Source organism: Mesorhizobium sp. MC2-1-1, assembly GCF_057597255.1.
In genome coordinates, this window is sequence record NZ_CP195205.1 from 3,098,021 (window position 1) to 3,119,568 (window position 21,548).

Genomic DNA, 21,548 nt, shown 5'->3' on the forward strand with positions numbered 1-21,548 from the left:
CGCCCGGTGGCTTTCGGCCGACACGTCATGAACTTGCACTGGCATTCTATCTGGAACGGCAAGACGCCCATCGAGCTGCGATCATCGCTTCTCGGCAGGCTGCGCAGATCCGACCTCATCCGTTCCTGCGTCTGACCGATCTTGGCCGCTTCTTGAAAAGGAAAGTTCTCGCGGCGCAATAGGCCTGTCGCTCTTCAGACCGCCTTCGGGGCTGAACTGACCGACTGCATTGTGCCGCTTACATCGCAAAACAGACAGTCCGGTTGCGGCCCCTTCCCAGTCGTGGAATTTACGTCAGAGAGGACTGTTCAACGTTGACAGCAACGTGCCACTCCACCGCCACTAGTCGCTGTTTTTTCGTGATGCGCTGGTGTGCCATGCATCAGGATCGGCGATCCACCGATTAACATCGGATTCCCGCCAGCCCGCCCCGTTGACACTGATCTTGATCTGAGCCGGGAACGTGCCTTCGGCGATTTTGCGATAGATGGTTGAACGGGACAGGCCGGTCCGGTCAAGGACGGTTTTGAGGCGTATGATGCGATCCGGCTCGGGCATGGCTTGCCTGCACCTCACTGGTTCTTGCTGATGTCTGCTGGGACAGACAGGACGAACCGATCCTAAGCGCAATCAGGTTTGTCGCCTCAACCGCCTGCGGAGTGGAAACGGCGGCAAATCGGCATTCCTTAGATCCCAATGCCCCGCCCCTTTCCGATGCCATGGCTGAGGGCCAGTTCCGCGCCCAAGCGGCGACCCGAATCCACGTTGATGCCAAGCTGGCGTTTGCGGTTGGCGAGCAGGGATTCCAGCTGCGGATCGCGTTCAAGGCTCTTGGCCATGTCGGACATGGCCGAGCGTGTTGACTTGTAGCCGGACATGTCGCCGGCCTGGTATTGCCGCTGGCTCGAGCGATCGAGTTTTTGCCAGCGTTCCACGAACCGGTCGGCGCGGCGGCTCGGATCGTCGTCCGGCCCGGTGCGGATTTCCGTTTCGAGCTGAAGAGCCAGCACGACGGGATTGACCCGGCCGGCCCCCGCCTCACGGACAAGCTCGGGATTTTTCACATAAGCCGCTTCGGCATCGCGCCAGCCATACGGCCGCACCTTCTCGAAGGCGCTACGGGCATCCGTCAACTCGCGCATCTGCTCGGGACTGCCCTGCCCGTCCGCATTTGCATTGTGCGACATCGCTTCGAGAGCGCGCGCGTGACGCACAAGCGCCTTTGTTCGAGCGCTGCGCAAAGCCGCTTCCGCATCCAATGGCGCAGTCGTGTCGGGCGGCACTCCGGTGGCAAGATTTTCTCTGCCGGGCGGCGGGCCTGCATCTCCGATTTGCGCCCCAACATCTTCCCTTCCCGGTCCAGGTCCACGTTCCTGCATGGGCTCGGCGTCTGCAGGCGAGCGCAACCCGTCGACCAGCCCGCCGATCCTGTCGCGCAGCTTCTCTGGAATGATCCGGCGCACGATGTCGACCACACGCTCGCGGAAGGTGATACCGCGCCGCTCGGCATAGCTCTGCGCTGGGTCGATCTGCTCATAATCTGACGCCATGTCCTTGGCGCGGTCGCGCGACAGCGTGCGGACGAGCCGGTCGCGTGTCGCGAAGTCGTCTTTGCCGTAATGCAGGTCCATTCCGTCTCGATGGCGCGACAGAGCCACATAGCTGCCATGCGCATCCATGCCCGGCGTGGCGAGCACATGGGTCCGGTCGACGGTTATGCCCTGGGCCTTGTGAATGGTCGCGGCATAGCCGTGGTCGATATGGGCATAGTCCTTCAGGTCAAAGCGCACCGATCTGCCGTCATCGGTGCGGACGGTCATGCTCTGTGAGCTGACGTCCTCCACTATACCCAGCGTGCCGTTCTTGACGCCAAGCCCGCGCTCGTTGCGCAGGAACATGACGCGGTCGCCGCTGGCGAAGTTTCTTGGGCCGCGTTCGACAGTCACGTGAACATCGTCGCCGAGATCGCCGGCAGCCCGCATGCGCTCGCGTGCGGCCTGGTTCAGTGCGCGCACCTCGTCGTTTGTGTGGGTGAGGATGATCCGGCTTGCCTCTGGATGCGCCTGCCTGTCGCGATCCCAGCGCGCGACGAGTTCACCTCGCGCCTCATTGCGCGTTGCAGCCTGATGCACCATGCCTTGCGCGTCATAGGCGCTGATCGCAGCATTGATCCTGCCGGTCGCCAGGTCGCGCGTGGCGTCACGCTGCCAGTCCTTGCGCTGCCGGCGCACCTGACCGATTTCGACGCCGCCATGTCGCTCGTGTATCGACCGGAATGCGGCGCCGGCCTCGATTGCCTGCAACTGCTGCGGATCGCCGACCAGCACGACCTTTGCGCCGACGTCCGCCGCATGGGAGAGCACGCGCTCCAACTGGCGCGTGCCGACCATGCCGGCCTCGTCGATCACCAGGACATCGCGCGTGGTGAGCAGATCGCGGCCCTGTCCCCAGCTGTGCTCCAGGCTGGCGATGGTGCGAGACGAGATGCCCGAACCGCCTTCCAGATTCTCGGCCGCAATGCCGGAGAGTGCGGCGCCTCGAACCTCGTAGCCCGCCGCTGCCCATGCTTGGCGCGCAACGCCCAGCATGGCACTCTTGCCCGTTCCGGCAAAACCAACCACGACGCCAAGACCGCGGCCGTCGGTAATGCGATTCAGCGCATCCGCTTGCTCGCCTGACAGGACAAGACTGCCCTGTTTCGCCTTCTCCAACGCTGCCTCGCGATGTGCTCCACTAACTGCGTGACGCTCACCTCTGGCCATGCGTTCCGTCGCGCGATACAGGCGCTGTTCGGTCTCGATCATCTGCCGGGTGGTGAAGCGGTCTTCGCCGCGTCCGTCCTTGCCGAGTTCAATCAGGTCGGGTGCATTGCTGATGGCTGACATGACCGCGCTGAACTGATCCACCCCGTCGCTGTGCCGATGCGCGAATTTCGCGATGTCCTTTCGTGTAAAGGTCGATTGCTGATGCGTGATGGCATCGAGCGCCACGGATGGATCGGCAATGATGCGCGTACCATTGTTGCGCGCAATCTCGCGATGCAGCTCGGCGCGATCTGCTTCAATGCCCGAAGCGTCAATGTCACCGCCTTCGATGCGTTGCGCCGGAGCCCCAATCTGCGTCTGCGGCTCCAGGGCAATGCTCTGCGCTTCCAGGCTGCGATGATCGATGCGGGCGTCGATATCGAGTTCGGCGAGGCGCTCATTGGCAAGCTCGGCCCATCGCTCGCGCCAGCGTTCGACCATATGGGTAGCGTTCCAGTCGCGCACCTTTGACCCAAAACCATTCTCGTCGACGGACCGCATGGTCAGCATGACATGAGCATGCGGCTTGGGACTGCCATCCTCCGCCCTGTCCCAATGCACGTTGAGATCGGCGACCATCCCTCGGCTGACAAACTCGGCCTGAACAAAGTCGCGCGCCAGTTCGATGCCTTGCGCCTGGTTTAGTTCACGCGGGAGCGCAAACTCGACCTCGCGCGCAAGCTGTGCATCCTTGCGTACCTCGAACGCTTCGACATCGTTCCACAGCCGTTCGCGGTCGCTCCAGGCCTCCGGTGCATTCGCAGGCAGCATCACCTCGGAATGGACGACTCCGCGCTTGGCGGAGAAGTCGTGGCTGCGGTCGATGCGTTCATCGCGTAGCCGCGAAGCCGAGCGGTAGGTGGCCGACGCGACTGCGCTTGAACCTGCCTTGCGGCCAATGACCTTGACGTGAAGATGAGATCGTGTCCCATCAGGTGGTGTAGCTGAGGGTTATGAAGCCGCTCGCGAGCGCGCCGTTAGTTGTGCTGTAGCGAGTGAGCGGCCTGTCGGTGGTCATCGGCGCTTTCCGGTAGGGTTTGGTTGTTGACGCCAACCCATTTCGGAAGGACCACCGATGACCGACGACATGATGAACCTGCGCACGCTCGTGGAGAAGACCCCGGATGCCGATCTGCTGCGCGAGATGATCGGCTTTGCCGCCGAGCGGCTGATGGAGTTGGAGGTGGGCGCGGCCACCGGTGCCGGCTATGGCGAGAAGACCCCGTTGCGGCTCGCTCAACGCAACGGCTATCGCGAGCGGGATTGGGAAACGCGAGCGGGAACCGTCGAACTTCGCATTCCCAAGCTCAGGAAGGGTTCTTACTTCCCGGGCTTCCTCGAACCGCGCCGCATGGCCGAGAAGGCGCTCACCGCCGTCATCCAGGAAGCCTATGTGCAGGGCATCTCGACGCGCTCGGTCGACGACCTGGTCAAGGCGATGGGCATGAGCGGCATCTCCAAGAGCCAGGTCTCGCGGCTGTGCGAGGAGATCGACGGCAAGGTGAAAGCCTTCCTCGAGCGGCCGATCGAGGGCGATTGGCCATACTTGTGGATCGATGCCACTTACCTAAAGGTGCGCCGCGGTGGGCGCATCGTATCGGTCGCCGTCATCATCGCCGTCGGCGTCAACGCAGACGGCCGGCGCGAGGTGCTTGGCATGGAGATCGGCGCCTCGGAGGCCGAGCCGATCTGGACCGAGTTCCTGCGCAAGCTCACCCGCCGCGGCCTGCGCGGCGTCAAGCTCGTCGTCTCAGACGCACATGAAGGTCTCAAGGCGGCCGTCACCAAGGTGCTGTGCGCCACTTGGCAGAGATGCCGCGTCCACTTCATGAGGAACGTGCTGGCGCACGCCGGCAAGAGCGGCCGCAGGGTCGTCTCGGCCTTCATCGCCACCGCCTTCGCCCAGGAAACGCCCGAGGCCGCGAGCACCCAATGGCGCGCCGTCGCTGATCAGATCCGGCCCAAGGTCCCTAAGCTGGCGACAATCATGGATGACGCCGAGCCCGACGTGCTGGCCTATATGACCTTCCCGAAGGAACATCGCGCCAAGCTCCACTCGACGAATCCGATCGAGCGTCTCAACGGCGAGATCAAGCGACGCACCGAGGTCGTCGGAATCTTCCCGAACGACGATGCGATCGTGCGCCTCGTCGGGGCGCTGCTGCTCGAACAGAATGATGAGTGGGCCGTCCAGCGAGCCCGCTATATGACCCTTGAGACGATCAGCCAGATGAGTGATGATCCCCTCATCAGCCTGCCAGCCGTGGCGCGCTGATCAGCCCGGCCCATGCCGGAGAGCTCGGCGACCAATGCCGCCAGCTACACCACAGCCCGGGACATGATCTGAAGATGATAGATCGCCATCGCGACCAGATCATTTGCACGTCAAACCGCACGTCGGCACGACGTATAAGCGCGCCCTCCCTCGAAAAAATCTCGGGATGGACCAGCCCGTCCCGGGCTGTCTCGGCAACCCTGAAGCCTTCCGGCAGGCGCTCCCCTATCATCCTCCGATCGACAACCGATGGAGATAGCTATGCGCAAACCACGCGATTTCGACGCCGAACTGAAGGCGCTGGAGGACAAAGCGCGAGAGCTCAAAACGCGAAGGGTGCAGCAACTTGGCCAGCTGGTGATCGCCACCGGCGCCGACCAACTCAGCACCGAGGAACTGGCCGGCGCATTGGTCGCAATCGCCGAGACGAAAGACGCCGCAAAGCGTGAGGCATGGGCTAAGCGTGGGGTGATGTTTTTCGAAAGCGGCTCCCGGCGAGCTGCTTCGGCATCTCAGCGCAACCGACGCAGCATTGCAGCGCAACAAGGCAGCGCACAACCGCCGGCAAGCGGCTCTGGCTCGGCATGACATGCGCAGCTGGCAGGTCGAGCGCCGCAAGCGCACCCGGCATCTGATTGAACTCGGCGGTCTCGTCGTCAAGGCAGGCATTGTCGAGCTCACCAACGACGATCGCGCCACCATCTACGGCGCGCTGCTTTGGATCGCCGCCAAGTTGCAGAGCGATGAAGGCGACCATGCGCGAGGCCTGTGGGCCGGGAAAGGAGAGCAGGCGTTCGATGCGGACCGGCGTGAAGAGCAAAAGGGCGCGCAAACGTAGCAATGGTTGGCGCAGGCGACTTCCGTCGCGTAAAAGTGGAAGGAAACCGCGAACAGAACGTCCCGCTGTGTAATTGTGCGCGCCATGTAGGTGGCGAGCCCGCCACTGGAATCCACCAGCACACAACGTTTGCCGAGCATGGTCAGAACGTAACTCAAGAGATCAACGACGGGAGCCGAGCGCAAATTGCCCGATCAAGTAAACGGTATCGCTATAGTGGACGGGTCGGTCAAGCCGGTAGCCTGCAGCGATCCCCTCCCCGCAAGTCCTGACACCGCCATGTGAGACCTCGGGCCGCTTGAGCTGGCAGAAATAAGCGAATCGCCAACATCGCCGAACGGGCCATGAGGCCAATCGGAATTCTCAAATTGAGAAAAATAGCGCAGGCTGTCTAACCCCATCTGGCTACCATCATTAGTGCGGGCTTGGAGAGAGCATGTTCCGCGGTTCTTGCTGCAAAGCGAACAATGCCGCCACACAGCAGAGAACGAAAATTGGGTTGACCGTGATCAGGGAGGACACGGTGTCAGGCTCTGTCGCCGACAAATCGATTATCGTCACCGGCGCAGGCCGAGGCATAGGCGCCGAGATAGCACGCGACCTCGCCCGCAATGGCGCGAGGGTCTGTGTCGCAGACATCAACCTAGATGCTGCCAGTCAAGTTGCAGAAGGCATTGGCGGCTCGGCAATCGCTGTCCGCGTCGATGTAGCCAACAGGGCAAGCATTCGGGAACTGATCGGCGCAACGGTGACGTCCTTCGGGCGGCTCGATGTGATGTTCAACAATGCAGGCATCAGCCAGACTTGTGCCTTCATGGATGTGACCGAGGACGACTGGCACCGCGTTATGGATGTGAACGCTCTTAGCGTACTTATGGGGGCGCAGGAAGCCGCCCGGCAAATGAAGGCTCAGGGCGCCGGCGGCAAGATCATCAACACAGCCTCGATTGCCGGCAAACAGGGTTATCCCTTGTTCGCTCACTACTGCGCCTCGAAATTCGCCGTCGTGGCGTTGACCCAAGCCGCGGCGCGCGCGTTGGCCGCAGACCGAATTACCGTCAACGCGTTTGCACCCGGCGTAGTGCGCACCGAGCTATGGGAACAACTAGACCGCGAGTTCATGACGCTCGGCCTGACGGACAAGCCAGATCAAGCGATCAACGAATTCAGCCAATCGATCCTGGTCGGCCGCTATTCGCAGCCGGAAGATATCACCGGCGTCACCACATTCCTTGCGTCGACAGGGTCGGATTATGTGACCGGGCAGACCTTCATGGTCGATGGTGGAATGGTGTTGACATGAACTTGTCTCAGGAGCGCATTTGATGAAAGCAGTAAGGTTTCACGCAGCCAGGGATATACGTGTCGAGGATGTGGCCGGGCCTTCACAAGTGCTTGGCCCAAACGACGTGCTCGTCAAGCCGCTGGTGACCGGCATCTGCGGCACCGACCTTCATGAATACATTGCCGGACCGATCGTCACCCCGCAAACACCCCACCCATATACCGGCGCGACCAACCCGCAAATTCTCGGCCACGAGTTCAGCGCCATTGTGGCCGACAAGGGGTCGGCCGCCGCCAACGTAAAGGTCGGAGATCGGGTGTCGATCCAGCCGCTGATCTCGCCCCGCAACGACTACTACGGCCGCAGGGGCCTCTATCACCTCAGCGAGAAGATGGGCTGCGTTGGGCTGAGTTGGGCCTGGGGCGGGATGGCGGAATACGCTGTCGTGAACGACTACAATATTGCCGTAGTGCCGAAAGGCGTCAGCGACGTACAGGCTGCGATGATCGAGCCGGCAGCCGTTGCAGTGTATGCCGTCGACCGTGGCGAGGTGACCTCGGGTTCTACTGTGCTGATTTCCGGCCTGGGCCCCATCGGCGCACTGACTCTGCTTGCCGCCCGAGCGGCTGGCGCGGCCGTCATCTTCGTGAGCGAGCCAAATGCCTATCGACGTGGCCTCGCCAAGCAGTTGGTTCCCGACGCGATCTGTCTCGATCCGACAAGGGACGACGTACCTACCTTCATCCGCGACCATACGGAAGAAGGCGTCGGCGTCGATGTTGCCCTCGAATGCGTCGGCCTCGAATCCAGCCTCAACGCTTGCGCTGCCTCAATCCGTCGTCAGGGCAAGGTGGTGCAGACCGGCCTTCACATGAAGCCTGCGTCCATCGACGCGATGCTTTGGGCACTGAAGGATATCACCGTGGAGGCCACTTGGTGCTATCCCGTGCAGTCCTGGCCACGGATCATCCGCATGGTCGAGGCAGGACTGCTGCCGGTCGAAAAGATCTGCACCGCGCAGATTTCGGCCGACGATGTCGTCGCCAAGGGTTTCGAAGCCCTTCTCGACAAGTCCGTCAACCACATGAAAATTCTCGTCACGGTTTGAGCTAGAAATGAGCAGCAAGAAACCGCCTGTAAAAGTCGCGATGATTGGCCTCGGCTGGTGGGGCAAGAAGATGACCGCTGTCCTTCAGAAGGCTCCCGACGAGATAGAGATCGTTTGCGCCGCCGAGCCCAGCCAAGCGGGAGCAGAATTCGCAGCCGCGAACGGATTAAATTGCTATCCGGACGACAGAGGAGCGCTGGCCCATCCGGGCGTCGAGGCAGTTATTCTCGCAACGCCGCATTCGCTGCACTCCGAGCAGATCGAGCGCGCGGTCTCTGCCGGCAAGCATGTCTTCTGCGAGAAGCCCCTGAGCCACACCCGAATAGGTGCAGAGGCTGCGGTCAAAGCCTGCCGCGCAAGAAATCTCGTGCTCGGCATGGGCCACGAGCGCCGCTGGGAGCCGCCGGTTGCGGAAATGCTTCAAGCTGCCCGATCCGGTAAGCTCGGTCGCCTCCTGCAGGTTGAGGCCAATTTCAGTCACGACAAGTTCCTGACCCTCAATGCCGACAACTGGCGACTCAATGCCGCGGAAGCACCCGTGGCCGGCATGACCGCGACAGGCATTCATCTTACCGACCTCTCGACAGCACTTTTCGGTCCGGCGCGCGACGTCCGCGTCTCCTGCGAGAACCTTGGTTCTGATTTTCCGCAAGGTGACACGATGAGCGCCCACATCCGCTTCAAGTCAGGCGGCACGGCCTATATCTCGGCGACGCTCGTGACGCCGTTCGTCTCGCGCTTCGCCGTGTTTGGAACCAAGGGGTGGATCGACATCCGCGACAAGGCGCACGTCGAGTCCCCCGCGGGTTGGGTCGTGACATCAGCCGAAACGGGCTCGCCAATCACGGTGGAGGAAGTAGCCCCAGCTGAGCCTGTTCGCGACAATCTCGTGGCGTTTGCCCGTGCCGTGCGCGGCGAGGCGCCGTATCCGGTTACCGGAGAAGAACTCGTCAACAACATCGCGATCCTCGAAGCCATCATTGCCTCCGCAGAGCAGGATGGGGCGGTCGTAGCAGTCTAGGAGGAGACCATGAAGGCGCTTGTTTTTGAAAAGCCAGATCAACCGGTCGTCGTTGATGTTCCGATGCCCGTCATTGACGACACCGAGGTTATGGTGCGCACGCGCACTGTTGGCATCTGCCATTCGGACTATGAGCTCCTGGCTGGGCGGTACATCATTCCCATCTCCTATCCTGTGACGCCTGGGCATGAATGGTGCGGCGAGATCGTGGAAGTCGGGAAGGCCGTCAAGAACTTCCGCGTGGGGGACCGCGTTGTCGGCGAGTGCGTGGTTCGCACGCCAGAGCGCCTGCACCACTTCGGCTTCTCCATGGATGGCGCCGATCGGCAGTATTTCAACGTAAACCCCGATTGGCTGCACAAACTGCCGGACAGCGTCGACGACAATCGTGGCGCCCTGATCGAGCCCTTCACCTGCGGCTTCTACGCCGTGCTACGCTCCGGCGGAACCAACGCCAGCGAGACGGTGGTGGTCTCGGGCGGCGGCACGATCGGCCTGGTGTCAGCAGCTGCGGCGATTGGGATGGGCGCCAATGTTGTCGTTGTCGATCCGATCCAGACCCGCCGCGACGTCGCGCTGAAGCTCGGCGCATCGGAAGCGATCGACCCGTCGACAGCGGCAGAGCGGATCAAGGACATCACGCATGGTCGTGGCGCCGATCTTGTGATTGAAGCCGCTGGCCACAGCGCTTCGCTCGCGGCGGCGTTCGAATACGCCGCGCAGGAGGGGCGCATGTCGATGGTCGGCATCAACATAGGCCAGAAAATCCCCGCCAATCTCGGGCTCATCCAGATGAAGAACCTCACTGTGCGTGGCTGCATCGGCTCGCCCGGTGTCTGGCCAGCAGCAATCCGCTTTCTGGAAAGGACCGCCATCGACCTGTCGCCCATCCAGACCCACCACTTCAACCTTACCGATGCGGTCGAAGCCTTCGATCTCGGTCAGAATCCGCAAGCCTGCATCAAGGTAACGCTCAGCACGGAAGGACTGAACTGATGGCTCGCCATGCATTGATCGCCGGCGTTTCCGGGATCATCGGCCGACATTTGGCAGAGCGCCTGACGGCGGAAGACTGGATAGTGACCGGCCTCTCCCGCCACAAGCACGACCTGCCCAGCGGCGTCGCGCACATTGCGGTGGACCTCACCGACAAGGGTGCTGTCAACCAGGCACTAGCCGACGTCGACCCAACCGACGTCTTCATCACAACCTGGCTACGCCAGCCCACCGAGGCGGAAAACTGCCAGGTGAATGCCGGCATGGTCCGCAACCTGCTGCAGGCCATGGATGGCAAGCCTTTGCGACACGTCGCGCTAGTGACTGGATTGAAGCACTACATGGGACCTTTCGAAGCCTATGCGAAGGCCAGGCCAGTAACGCCCTTTCGGGAGGAACAGCCGCGGCTGGCCTATCAGAACTTTTACTACGATCAGGAGGACGAGGTTTTCGCTGCGGCCGAGCGCCAGGGTTTTGGCTGGTCGGTGCATCGCCCTCACACATTGATCGGATATGCGGTCGGAAATCAGATGAACATGGCGGCGACGCTTGGCGCCTATGCAGCGATCTGCAAAGAGACCGGGCGGCCCTTCGTTTTTCCTGGTTCGCAACAGCAATATGAGGCCGTAGTCGACGTCACAGACGGCAGGATCATCGCCAAACACCTCCTATGGGCGGCAACTGAGCCCGCGGCACGCAACAATGCCTTCAACATCGTCAATGGCGAGGTCTTCCGCTGGAATTGGCTATGGCCGAAGCTGGCTGGGCATCTCGGCGTCGCCGCGGCTAAATATCCCGGCCACGCCCAGCCGCTGGAAGAGCAGATGGCGGGCATGGAGCCGGTCTGGGACAAGATCGTCGCGAAGTATGGACTTCAGCGTAACCCGCTCAACAAGGTCGCGTCCTGGTGGCACAGCGACGCCGATCTAGGCCGGGTCATTGAGAACTTCACCGACATGACCAAGAGCCGCGACATGGGCTTCACGGCCTACCAGAACTCCTTGCGGTCCTTCACCGACGCCTTCGACAAGTTCCGCGCGGCCAAAGTGCTGCCCTAGCGCTTGGGAGAGCGCACTGAAATGAACGCGACCCCGACTATACCAGATGCTCTTCCCCAACCGATCGTGAGCGCAATGCCGCTGGCCAGGAGCTTCGTGACGGTCATCCTCTCGACGCTCTTGCTACTCGTCGTGTGCATGATTTTTGCACCTTCGAGCATTTCCTTGGGCGCCTTCTCGGGAAGCCTGCCATTCGCGGCAATCATCGCCATTGTCGGACTCGGTCAGTTGTTGGTGGTTCAACAGGGCGGATTCGATCTGTCGCTACCGGGCGCAGTTTCGCTCTCGGTTGTGGTTGCGACGCACTATCCGCAGCAGAATGACGCCATGCTTTACCGGGCGGTCCTGCTGGCCATGGCCTTTGCGCTGGCTGCCGGTTTCCTCAACGGCGTGCTTGTCAGCATTTTCCGGCTCAATGCCATAATCGCCACTATCGGCACCAATGCATTGCTTTACGGCGCCGTCTTCGCGGTCTCCGGCGGAGTCCCGTCGATCACCACAAATCTGCTGGCGGAGATCGCTGGCGGCGAAACATTTGGCTTTCCGAACTCGATCTTCTTCGCGCTCGCCGCGCTCGCCCTCGTATCCTTTGTCCTGAAGAAAACAGTTGTCGGACGAAGGTTCGAAGCAATCGGCGCCAATCCGCTTGCGGGTCGCGCCGCGGGCCTCAACGTGCGTATTCACAGGATGATGGCCTATGTCTATGCGCAGCTTCTCTACTGCATGGCCGGTGTGCTGATTGCCGGAATTACGCGCGAGCCGACCGCCTTCCAGGGCGACAGTCTGTTGCTGCCGTCCGTTGCGGTGGTCGTGCTCGGGGGCACCTCCCTTTTGGGCGGGCGCGGCTATCCGATATCCACGGTGATATCCGCCTTTTTTCTAAACCAATTGAGCCAATTCGCACTGGCAGTCGGTGTGCCGTTTTCGGCTCAGACCATCATCCAGGCCTTGGCTTTGGGTTTTGGCATAGGTGTTTACTCGATCCGCTGGAGGGTAAACGTGAGGAAATCGACTGGGTCAAAAAATGTGGAGGAAAAATAATGAAATACTCTGTTCTTGCGAAGAGCTTGGCATTCTCGGTGGCTGCCACGGTCATGGCGCTCGGATCCACCAACATCGCGCGCGCCGAAGTGCCTTCCTGGTGCGGCCCCAAGAAGGCCACGCTTGCACTGCTTGACGGCTATGGCGGCAACAGCTGGCGTCAGGTGACGACGGCTTCCGGCAAGCAGACCGTCGAACTCTGCCCCAGCATCACGAAATACGAATACGCCGACGGACAAGGCGATACACAGAAGTCGATTTCGGACATCAAGAGCATGGCGGCGAAAGGTATCGATGCCCTCGTCGTGTTCGGTGACGCCGGTCCCGCCGTCCTTCCTGCCATTACGAGCGTCTTCAAAGCCGGCAAAGTCATCGTGCCCTATCGCGTGAATGTTGGTGGCAAGGAAGGCCAGAATTACTCGAAGTTCATCGGCTCTTCCTTTGTCGATGACGGTGAAACCTGGGGCAAGTGGATCAAGAGCATCCTGCCCAAGGGCGGGAACCTGTTGTTCCTCTCAGGCCCGGCAGGCAACAGCCAGGGGCTGGACGAATTGAAGGGGATGAAGAAAGTTCTTGGTCCGGAATATAAATTCGTCAACCCGGAGCCTTTCGCGGTGACCAACTGGGATCCGGCTCTTACCCAAAAGGTGCTCACGGCAGAGATCTCGAAGGACGCCAAGATCGACGTTATTGTCTCCGACTTCGGACCTTCGCTGGTGGGCGCTTTGCCGCTGTTCAACAAGCAGAACAAATCGATCCCGGCTTTGGCGACTTCGGACGGCAATTCGCTTGGGTGCTTCTGGCAGGACAACCAGGCCAAGAATCCGGATTTCAAACTTTTCACCGTCGCAACCGGCAACGACAACGTCCGGCTTGCCGTGCAGTGGGCCGTGGCGCTCGCTACCGGCGGCAAGCCGCCAGCTGATCAAATCTTCAAGGCCCCGGCTTTCGAGGACTCCGTGACCGGCAAGCCGAATGCCGTGCAATGCCGCAAGGACCTGCCGGGAGCCATTTATCTGTCTTCGGAACTCCCGGCCGAAGACCAGGCCAAGGCCGTCGGCAAATAACGACAGACATTGGCAAACGCCCGGAGGGCAACCTCCGGGCAAACTTACGCAAGGTCGGATCAGCGGTATGGCGGCACTTAGCATCAAGGCGTCCAAGCCTGAGACGGTGACCCACGGCGACGTGACGATCCGTCTGGAAGGCATATACAAGTACTTCTCGGGCGTCCCGGCGCTTCGAGATGTCAATGTCGAATTCTATACTGGCGAGGTACATGCCATTCTGGGCGAGAACGGCGCGGGCAAATCGACCCTGATGAACATTATTTCGGGCACTCTTGCTCGAAGCGAGGGGGAGATCAGCTTCGAGGGTCGGCCGATCCAACAAATGACGCCAGAAATGGCCGCCTCACTCGGCATTGCCACTTGCTTCCAACATCCCGCCATAATCGAGGATCTGTCGGTTATGGAAAATCTGCGGATGGCGCTGCCTGCGTCGCTTTTTCCCGGCCCGCAGCCGCAGGCAGCGGCACAGAGCATGCTGGCAAGCGTTGGCTTGGAACTGCCGCTGCGCATGCGGGCCGAGGGTCTCACAGTCGCCCAGAAGCATCTGCTCGAAATTGCCAAGGCGCTTGCGCTCAAACCGAAGGTACTGATTCTCGACGAGCCCACCGCGTCTCTCGATCAGGAAGCGACGGATATGTTGTTCGACCGCATCCGTGAAGTCGTCAAGACCGGCACCTCTGTCATCTACATCACACATCGATTGGCTGAGTTGCGCCAGATCGCCCACCGCGTGACAGTCTTGCGAGACGGTCGCGTCCGCGGCGCCGCGCGAGTTGACGATATAAGCGACATGGATCTGGTGCGTCTCATCGTCGGACGCACGCTCGAATCCGCCTTCCCGCCGAAATCGCACGGGTCTGGCCAGATCACGGCGTTTTCAGTGTCTGGCGTGAGCGGAAGGGGTCTTCATAATATCAGTTTCGACGTGCCGCGCGGTCAGATAATTGGAATCGCCGGCGTCGCTGGCAACGGCCAGTCGGAGCTCATGCGCGTGCTTGCGGGCCTCGAGGCGGGCGGTGGTACGATAGCGCTTCGTGGCAAGGCGACCACTCAAGCCGACTTGCTTCGCCAGGCGGCCTTCATGCCATCCGATAGACATGTCGAAGGCGTGGCGAGCGGACTGACCGTCAGGGAGAACGCGACTTTCTCGGCGCTGGAGAAATTTGCGGTCGCCGGCATCGTCAGCTCCAGGGAAGAACTCAGTCGGGTCCGGTCTATCTTCGGCGAGCTGGCCGTCAAGACGCCGAGCATGGAAGCGCCTATCCTGTCGCTTTCCGGCGGCAACCAGCAGAAGGTGGTGATGTCGCGCGCGCTGCTGTCAGATCCCGGCATCATCATTGCCGACGAACCTACGCAGGGTGTCGATGTCGGTGCGCGCTTCGAGATTTACCGCATCCTGCGTAGCGTTTCGGAAGCGGGAACCCCGGTCGTCGTCAATTCTTCGGATGCGGTCGAACTGGAAGGCCTCTGCGACAAGGTGGTCGTGATGTCGCGCGGGCATATCGTCGAAACCTTGACGGGCGACGATGTAACCGAGGAGCGGATCGTCGCCGCGGCCGTCAGGGCGGAAACGCATGGCGGCGAAAGTATTTCGAATGCGCATGCATCAAGGCGCGGCGCCTTTCGCCACCTTCTGCAGACTGACAACGCCCCGGCTGTGCCATTGGCTTTCGTCACCATTCTGCTCGGGCTGTATGTCTACAGTCAGAATGAGAATTTTCTGTCTGCCTACAATGTCTACAACATCTTCCTCTTGGCAACGGCGCTCGGATTCATCGCGTTGGGGCAGACTATCGCCCTGCTGATGGGCGGCATCGACCTGTCGGTCGGGCCACTCGCAGGCTTCCTTGTGGTCGTGGCTTCCTTTTTCATCAACGACGACAAGTCGACGTTCGTGATGATCGCGGGCTTCGCGCTGATGTTCATCGGCGCTTTGATCACAGGTGCCGTGAACGGGATTCTGATACGCTACGCGAACTTCACGCCGATCGCGGCGACGCTGGCCATGTACATCGCGATACAAGGCTTCAGTTTTCTGCTGCGCGACAATCCCGATGGCTACATCAGTAGTACGGCCACGGATTGGATCAACTGGCAGTGGGGACCATTCCCGGTAGCGTTCCTCGTGCTCGTGGCTATCGCCATCTGCGCCGAGCAGGTTCTGCGGCGGACCAAAGCCGGATGGCGCCTGAGGGCGGTCGGTTCCGACGAAGAGTCAGCTCGCAGGATGGGCTCGCGCGTCGACCTCATTTTCATCGGCGGATACATCGCTTGCTCGCTTATGACCGCGCTCGGAGCGATCATGCTGATGACCCAGATTGGTGTCGGCGACCCACGCCAGGGCGTGAACTACACGCTTTCAAGCATCACGGCAGTGGTTCTCGGAGGAACGAGCCTGACGGGAGGACGCGGTACCTTCATAGGTACGGTGCTGGGCGCCGTTCTGCTCACCGAGGTTCTCAATGCCGCAACCTTTCTCGGCCTGACGCAGACATACCAATATCTGTTCCAGGGCATCCTTATCGTCATCGCTGCCCTGATCTATTCGGCTGTGCAGCGACGGGCAACGCTCTGAGGAACGCAAGCCGCCGACATGCGTGACGGTGCGATGCTTTCATACTCGAAATCGCGGACGACCAGGAGGAGAAACATGGCCGAAAAAGTATACGGTATGCACCATATCGGCATTACGGTACCGGACATCGAGGAAGGCATCGCATTCTTCAAGGCCATCTTCGGCGCTGTCGAGGTGTTCCGGACGGGCGCTTTTGATGTCGACGAGAATTTCATGAAGAACAAGCTGGGCGCATCGGCGCACTCGCGAATCAGGGACTTGGTATTCCTGCGTTGCGGTGAGGGAACAAGCGTGGAGCTCTTCGAGTATGAAGGCGAGGACAAGGGCGTAGTGCCGAGGCGCCCATCGGAGATTGGCGGGATGCACATGTGCTTCGAAGTTGACGACGTCTTCGAGTCGGCCGAACGGCTTCGCTCGCAGGGTGTCGAAATGTTGGACGGACCCAACTTGGTCGAAGACGGTCCGCTCGCCGGTTTTCACTGGATCTATTTCCGTGCACCCTGGGGGCAAATCCTAGAGATCGCAAGCTTCGACAAACTTGGCTACGAGAACACATCGCCTCACCGTCTGTGGCGTGCGATGCCCAAGGGTGCGCACGCTTAACCAGTACGACGAGGCGAGGATGTAAGGCGTTCAAAAACGGCCGAACGGCCAGCCTCCATCCTGTCGGGACTGTAGTTTGCTGAAGAGTTTGCGCAAGGTGCGGCGAGCCTATCCCAGCGCAGCGCGCCGAGAAAGATTGTGCGCCAGTGACCGTGCGGACCCAGGCCGCGTAGCCGCTTACCCTTCGGCCCCCAACCGCGTAGCGGAGCCATGTTGGTCTTGATCAAGGTCTCGTCGATGAAGACCAGACACCTGCGGATCTAGGCCGCCCTGCCAGGATCGCCATCGTTGGCGTCTTCGACGGCCAATCAATGGCCAATGCTTCCGCGCCTATGTCGAGCAGGGCGGCCATCAGGCAAATGATCAGGGCCGTGGGCGCGAGGCTCTGGTATCTGCCGCCCTACTCGCCGGAACTCAATCTGATCGAGCAGGGCTTCGCCAAGATCAAACACTGGATGCGCCAGGCCCAGAAACGCACCGTCGAGGAGAATTGGCGACACATCGGCCGCCACGTCGAAACAATCGAGCCCGCCGAATGCGGCAAGTAGTTCGCTAACGCTAGATACGTTCCATCAAAGCGTGAAAGACTTTAGATCTTTGGCGCTCCGGACAGACAGAAGAAGTCATCGTCACCGAGCCCTTCGACATAAGCCTGCTCGAAACGTTGCCGGACGATCGCATTCACCGGAATGGAAATGTGATCGGCGCGGGCTACCTCAAGCACGAGATCGAGGTCCTTCATAATCTGGCTTACCGAAAACGCCGCGGGATACTCGCCCTTGATCAGGCTGTTTTTCTTGTAGCCGAGCAGCGGCGTGGCGATCGCGCTCTGCGTCATCACTTCAAGCATGTCGGATCGGTGCAATCCGCCCGCTTCGCCAATCGCGAGCGCTTCCGCGATTAGGGCGGAGTTGGCCGCAAGGATCGAATTAATCGCAAGCTTTAGATAACGGGCCTGATCGTCTGCCCCCAGATAGAACTGTCTGGCGCAGAAGGCGGTCAGGACCGGTTGTACATCATCGAATGCGGACCTCGGTCCAGAGGCCATGGCTGTCAGCTGACCTGCGGCCGCATGAGTCGTTGATCCGGACACCGGAACACGCAAGTAGGCTGCCCCGGTCGGCGCCAATTTGCGGGCAACTTTGGCCGAAGCCTCCGGCGACACCGTGGAAATGTCGATGAAGACATGGGCCGGCCGGAGTGCGGCAAGAAACCCGTCGGTCATCAGGCCGAGCAGCGCCGCATCATCGGGAACTGCGGAAAAGATGACCTCGGACGTCGCAAGCTTGTCAAGGCTTCCGCAGGTTGGAAACCCCTCCCTCTCGGCCTTCGCCGCGCCGTCTTGATTGCGCGCCAGCACCGTCACCGGCAAACCTGCAGCCTTCAATCGCCCGCAGATGGGCAGGCCCATCTTCCCAAGACCTATCCAGCCCACGGCTCGGAATATTCCCGTCGCCATGATCCATCTCCTCCCGGTTTAATCCTCGTGGTAAACCGGAAGGCTTACGAAACGTCGTGTTTAATTCTCATTTTGAGAATCATTTGCGCGGCGATAGACGGCAGCGATCCTAGGATGCCAATATCAAGGAAGGGAGGCTTTGATGATCGGGGTACTCACGTTCCTTCGGTCTCAGCCGGATCGACTCGCGCAGACGATCGATGCACTGCAAAACGTAATCGTCCCGAGTCTCGAAAGCCCGGGCTGCTTAGCCATCCACCTTCATGCCGACCCCAGGGATGCTTGTCGATTGATGATCTACGAGCAATGGGTGAGCAAGACCGATTTCGATGTAAACGGGGCCCTCCCTCAATCGCAGTGGTTCTGGCAAAACCGAAGCGACTACCTTCAGGCGGACATCGACATCCAGTTCTTCGATCTGGTTGCGGACGCATCGCGCGATGGTGCCTCCGTCAGCGGACCGTCCACAGGAAACGCTCAGTCCACACCCCGAACGCAGCCGTCAGGGAGGGCAGAGGCACGCGAGCCTTGATTGCCATCATGTCGATAACAAAATGACAGGCGGTTGGGAGGCCCGGAACACATGACCGAATACGAGCTTTTGCGGATAATCAGCTTTCTGGAACGGATGCGTAAACCCTATGACCAGCTCCTGCCGGTCGCCGAGCCGGACCAGAACTGGAACATGGTTATATTCCTCATGCGGAGCTATCTTCGCGGCCAGACGGTGAGCATGTCGTCGCTCGCCCAGTCGGCCGAGGTTCCCTTCGCAAGCGCCATGCGGCGTGTCCACCGACTTATTGAGCTGGGCGAGGTCGAGAAGCAGGAGAAGACGCCGGGATCGAGGACGTTTTACCTGGTTCCCAGCGCCCGGCTGATCGAGAATTTCACGGAGTACGCTCGCAAGGTCAAAGCGCTGCTGGCCGAGACGTTCGGACTGAAATCCGGAAACGGAGACGAGGAAGACTACTATTTCGGCGGTTCATACCTTGCGGGCCAGATCATTCCGCCCCTCGAGATCATGGCGAGCAGCCAAGACTCCGGCGAGGACCTCAAATTCCTGCTCCATGACGATAACTACTTCGCCTCGATGCGGGACATGTGGTCGGACTTCCGGGCAAAACTTTCATCAAGGAAGAACTTCACGCTTGTACCGCTTCCCCGGCTTCAGGCGGAAGTGTTCGAGAACGCGCGCAGGAAACGCAGCAAGTACGATGTCATCGCCGTCAACATGCCGTGGCTCGGCGAGGCGGTCACACGCGATGTCTGTCGGCCACTGACTGAGTTTCTGGAGAAAAGCGAGATCAATCCTCTCGATTTCCATCCCAACATCTGGGCCACCGGGTCGTGGAACAAGATTCAGTATGGCGTGCCGATCTATTGCACGATCGAAACGCTCGCCATCCGAAAGGATCTGTTGGAGGCCTACAAGCTGCAGGCTCCGACCAGCTTCGACCGCGTGATCGAAGTCGGCAGGCAGTTGCACCAGCCGCATCGCGGGCTCAATGGCGTGGTCTGGAACGCCGCGCGCGGCATGCCCATCGCCCATTCCTTCATGTTCTTCATGGGCTGCTGCGGCAGTGCCGTCATCAATCTTCCCACCGCGCGGCTCTACATGGACTATTCGCAGCTCTCGGGCGAGCAGATGCGGCCTCGCCTTGCCACCGAAGCCGGCCGAAAGACGCTGGATTTCATGCACAGGTTGCTGTCGATCTCGCCGCCGGACATCCTCGATATCGACTGGAACCGGGGGCTCGAATATTTCATGACGGGCCATTCGGCCATGGCCTATACGTGGACCATGCGCGCCGCGCGCTTCGAATACGACATCCGCTCGGCGGTGAAGCGCAAGGTCGAATATCTGGCCCACCCGCACGGACCGGGCGGGACGAGCGTCAGCCCGATCGGCGGTTTCCTGCTGATGATCCCGCAATCGCTGCCGCCCGAGCGAGCCAAACTGGCCTTCGAGGCGATCTCCTGGATGGCCTCGCCGGCGGCGATGAAGGAGCATGTGAAGAATGGCTTTCCGGTGGCGCCACGATTCTCTGTCAGCGCGGACCCGGAGGCCGCCGCCTCGACACCGATCGTCCGCTTCGTCGATCGGCTCGCGAAGAAGAACAAACTGCAGAACTGGCAGCGCCCGCCCATCCCCGAATATCACCTCGTCGAGGAAATCATCGGCTGCGAAATCTATGCGGCCCTTACCGGCGAGATTTCCGACCAGGAAGCACTGGATCGGGCGCAAGATCGCATCGACAAGATCATGCGAGAGGCAGGCTACTACTAACGGCCAGGAGATTGCCGCATAGCCCTCGCCTTTTCGCGCGCCTTGAATGTCCTCGCGCTCATGCGGTCCAGCAATTCGATGACCTCGCGAAGACTGTTATGTGGAATGCCTTGGGTGATGAAGACGACGCGGGTGCGCTCGTCCTTGTCGGGCCACTTGTCGAGCCAGGTCATGGTATGAAGCAGGTGCTGAGCGCCTTGGATGACCGCTGGGCGGCCCGGCTCCTCCGCAACATTGACTAGACCCTTGACGCGCAGCATGCTTGGCCCCAGGTTCTGCGAGATCCCGTCAAGCAGAAACTGCAATTCAGCGCGCGATACCGGTTCGTCCCTCAACAGCACAAACGATTGGATATCCTTGGCAGCAAGATGAGCGTGATCGTGCTCGTGCTCGTGGGCGCAATTGTCTTGTGACAAGTGGGCGGCTTCGGTTGCCTGGTAGCGGGACAGTGAAAGCCACGGCCGAGGATCGGCGCCTGGATCGGCTGCGTCGAAGCCCTTTGTCGTCAAAAGCGCCGCGATATCCGCAGTCTCCCAAGTCATCGGTCCGATCTTGGCAGCCGGATTGAGACGCGCGAGCGCGTTGAGCAACTGCTCCTTGGTACCTGACCCGGCAAGATCGACCTTGGTGATGCGGATCTGATCGGCAAGAGCGACCTGCCGCACCGCTTCGTCGTGATTTTGGCGCGTCTCTTCCCAGTTGACCGCATCCACCAGGGTAACGATGCTTGCCACGCGATATAGGCCGTCTAGCGTCGGTTCTGATAGGAAGGCCTGCACCACCGGTCCGGGCTCCGCCAGCCCCGAGGTTTCGATGACCACATTGTCGAAGGGCGGCATGCGTCCCGCCATGCGGGCCTGGTAGAGCTCATTGAGTGTCGACACGAGGTCGCCGCGCACGGTGCAGCAGAGACATCCGTTTTCGAGCACCACCACGGCGTCGCTCGAATTGGCGACCAGTGAATGGTCGAGGCTGACCTCGCCGAACTCGTTGACCACGACAACCGTGTTGCGCAATCCCGGAGCCTTCAGAGCGGCATTGATCATTGTCGTCTTGCCGCTGCCAAGAAAGCCGGTGACAAGCGTCACCGGCAACCGCGCTTGGATCCGGCCTCCGACATTTCGCATC

General features: G+C 60.7%; 17 protein-coding genes and 3 pseudogenes. 15 read left to right on the forward strand and 5 right to left on the reverse strand.

What is annotated here, in order from left to right; all coding sequences use genetic code 11:
* Positions 1 to 342: 342 nt before the first annotated feature.
* Positions 343 to 558 (reverse strand): helix-turn-helix transcriptional regulator, encoded by a 216-nt coding sequence (locus ACR64R_RS15420; protein WP_487357214.1) that lies wholly within the window; start codon positions 556 to 558, stop codon positions 343 to 345.
* 128 nt (positions 559 to 686) lie between these two features.
* Positions 687 to 3,722: pseudogene (gene traA, locus ACR64R_RS15425) on the reverse strand (Ti-type conjugative transfer relaxase TraA); the annotation flags it as partial.
* Positions 3,723 to 3,879: 157 nt separating this feature from the next.
* On the opposite strand from traA, the gene ACR64R_RS15430 reads away from it, so the two are divergent.
* From ACR64R_RS15430 to ACR64R_RS15485, 12 genes are all read left to right on the forward strand, one after another.
* A complete protein-coding gene (locus ACR64R_RS15430; protein WP_292591592.1) occupies positions 3,880 to 5,079 on the forward strand; it encodes an IS256 family transposase in 1,200 nt (399 codons plus the stop codon).
* A gap of 261 nt (positions 5,080 to 5,340) precedes the next feature.
* Positions 5,341 to 5,667, forward strand: a complete 327-nt coding sequence (locus ACR64R_RS15435; protein WP_487362452.1) for a conjugal transfer protein TraD — start codon at positions 5,341 to 5,343, stop codon at positions 5,665 to 5,667.
* A gap of 1 nt (position 5,668) precedes the next feature.
* Positions 5,669 to 5,917, forward strand: coding sequence for a conjugal transfer protein TraD (locus ACR64R_RS15440; protein WP_487357215.1), 249 nt, complete (start codon positions 5,669 to 5,671; stop codon positions 5,915 to 5,917).
* A gap of 436 nt (positions 5,918 to 6,353) precedes the next feature.
* Positions 6,354 to 7,220, forward strand: coding sequence for a glucose 1-dehydrogenase (locus ACR64R_RS15445; RefSeq protein WP_487357216.1), 867 nt, complete (start codon positions 6,354 to 6,356; stop codon positions 7,218 to 7,220).
* Between the two features lie 22 nt (positions 7,221 to 7,242).
* Positions 7,243 to 8,310, forward strand: coding sequence for a zinc-binding dehydrogenase (locus ACR64R_RS15450; protein WP_487357217.1), 1,068 nt, complete (start codon positions 7,243 to 7,245; stop codon positions 8,308 to 8,310).
* Positions 8,311 to 8,317: 7 nt separating this feature from the next.
* The gene (locus tag ACR64R_RS15455) at positions 8,318 to 9,331 is read left to right on the forward strand and encodes a Gfo/Idh/MocA family protein (protein ID WP_487357218.1); all 1,014 of its coding nucleotides are present in this window, start codon (positions 8,318 to 8,320) and stop codon (positions 9,329 to 9,331) included.
* Positions 9,332 to 9,340: 9 nt separating this feature from the next.
* Complete coding sequence (locus ACR64R_RS15460) at positions 9,341 to 10,327, forward strand: zinc-dependent alcohol dehydrogenase (RefSeq protein WP_487357219.1); 987 nt, start codon at positions 9,341 to 9,343, stop codon at positions 10,325 to 10,327.
* Complete coding sequence (locus tag ACR64R_RS15465) at positions 10,327 to 11,385, forward strand: SDR family oxidoreductase (protein ID WP_487357220.1); 1,059 nt, start codon at positions 10,327 to 10,329, stop codon at positions 11,383 to 11,385. Before ACR64R_RS15460 ends, ACR64R_RS15465 begins: the two co-directional genes overlap by 1 nt.
* 21 nt (positions 11,386 to 11,406) lie before the next feature.
* Complete coding sequence (locus ACR64R_RS15470) at positions 11,407 to 12,426, forward strand: ABC transporter permease (protein ID WP_487357221.1); 1,020 nt, start codon at positions 11,407 to 11,409, stop codon at positions 12,424 to 12,426.
* Positions 12,426 to 13,493, forward strand: coding sequence for a substrate-binding domain-containing protein (locus ACR64R_RS15475; protein ID WP_487357222.1), 1,068 nt, complete (start codon positions 12,426 to 12,428; stop codon positions 13,491 to 13,493). Before ACR64R_RS15470 ends, ACR64R_RS15475 begins: the two co-directional genes overlap by 1 nt.
* Before the next feature lie 67 nt (positions 13,494 to 13,560).
* Entirely contained in the window at positions 13,561 to 16,071 is a 2,511-nt protein-coding gene (locus ACR64R_RS15480) for an ATP-binding cassette domain-containing protein (RefSeq protein ID WP_487357223.1), read from the forward strand.
* 75 nt (positions 16,072 to 16,146) lie between these two features.
* Entirely contained in the window at positions 16,147 to 16,674 is a 528-nt protein-coding gene (locus tag ACR64R_RS15485) for a VOC family protein (RefSeq protein ID WP_487357224.1), read from the forward strand.
* Positions 16,675 to 16,766: 92 nt separating this feature from the next.
* Here ACR64R_RS15485 and ACR64R_RS15490 read toward each other — a convergent pair.
* Positions 16,767 to 16,974: pseudogene (locus tag ACR64R_RS15490) on the reverse strand (IS630 family transposase); the annotation flags it as partial.
* Positions 16,975 to 17,021: 47 nt separating this feature from the next.
* Between ACR64R_RS15490 and ACR64R_RS15495 the strand changes: the two are divergent.
* Positions 17,022 to 17,222: pseudogene (locus ACR64R_RS15495) on the forward strand (transposase); the annotation flags it as partial.
* A 41-nt stretch (positions 17,223 to 17,263) separates the two neighbouring features.
* Here the strand turns inward: ACR64R_RS15495 and ACR64R_RS15500 are convergent.
* Positions 17,264 to 18,133 (reverse strand): NAD(P)-dependent oxidoreductase, encoded by an 870-nt coding sequence (locus ACR64R_RS15500; RefSeq protein ID WP_487357225.1) that lies wholly within the window; start codon positions 18,131 to 18,133, stop codon positions 17,264 to 17,266.
* Between the two features lie 142 nt (positions 18,134 to 18,275).
* On the opposite strand from ACR64R_RS15500, the gene ACR64R_RS15505 reads away from it, so the two are divergent.
* Together ACR64R_RS15505 and ACR64R_RS15510 are read left to right on the forward strand one after the other, a co-directional pair.
* Positions 18,276 to 18,665, forward strand: coding sequence for a putative quinol monooxygenase (locus tag ACR64R_RS15505; protein WP_487357226.1), 390 nt, complete (start codon positions 18,276 to 18,278; stop codon positions 18,663 to 18,665).
* A gap of 51 nt (positions 18,666 to 18,716) precedes the next feature.
* Positions 18,717 to 20,420 (forward strand): extracellular solute-binding protein, encoded by a 1,704-nt coding sequence (locus tag ACR64R_RS15510; protein WP_487357227.1) that lies wholly within the window; start codon positions 18,717 to 18,719, stop codon positions 20,418 to 20,420.
* Here the strand turns inward: ACR64R_RS15510 and ACR64R_RS15515 are convergent.
* Positions 20,417 to 21,547, reverse strand: a complete 1,131-nt coding sequence (locus tag ACR64R_RS15515) for a CobW family GTP-binding protein (RefSeq protein WP_487357228.1) — start codon at positions 21,545 to 21,547, stop codon at positions 20,417 to 20,419. The two genes, ACR64R_RS15510 and ACR64R_RS15515, sit on opposite strands and share 4 nt — an antisense overlap.
* Position 21,548 lies beyond the last annotated feature (1 nt).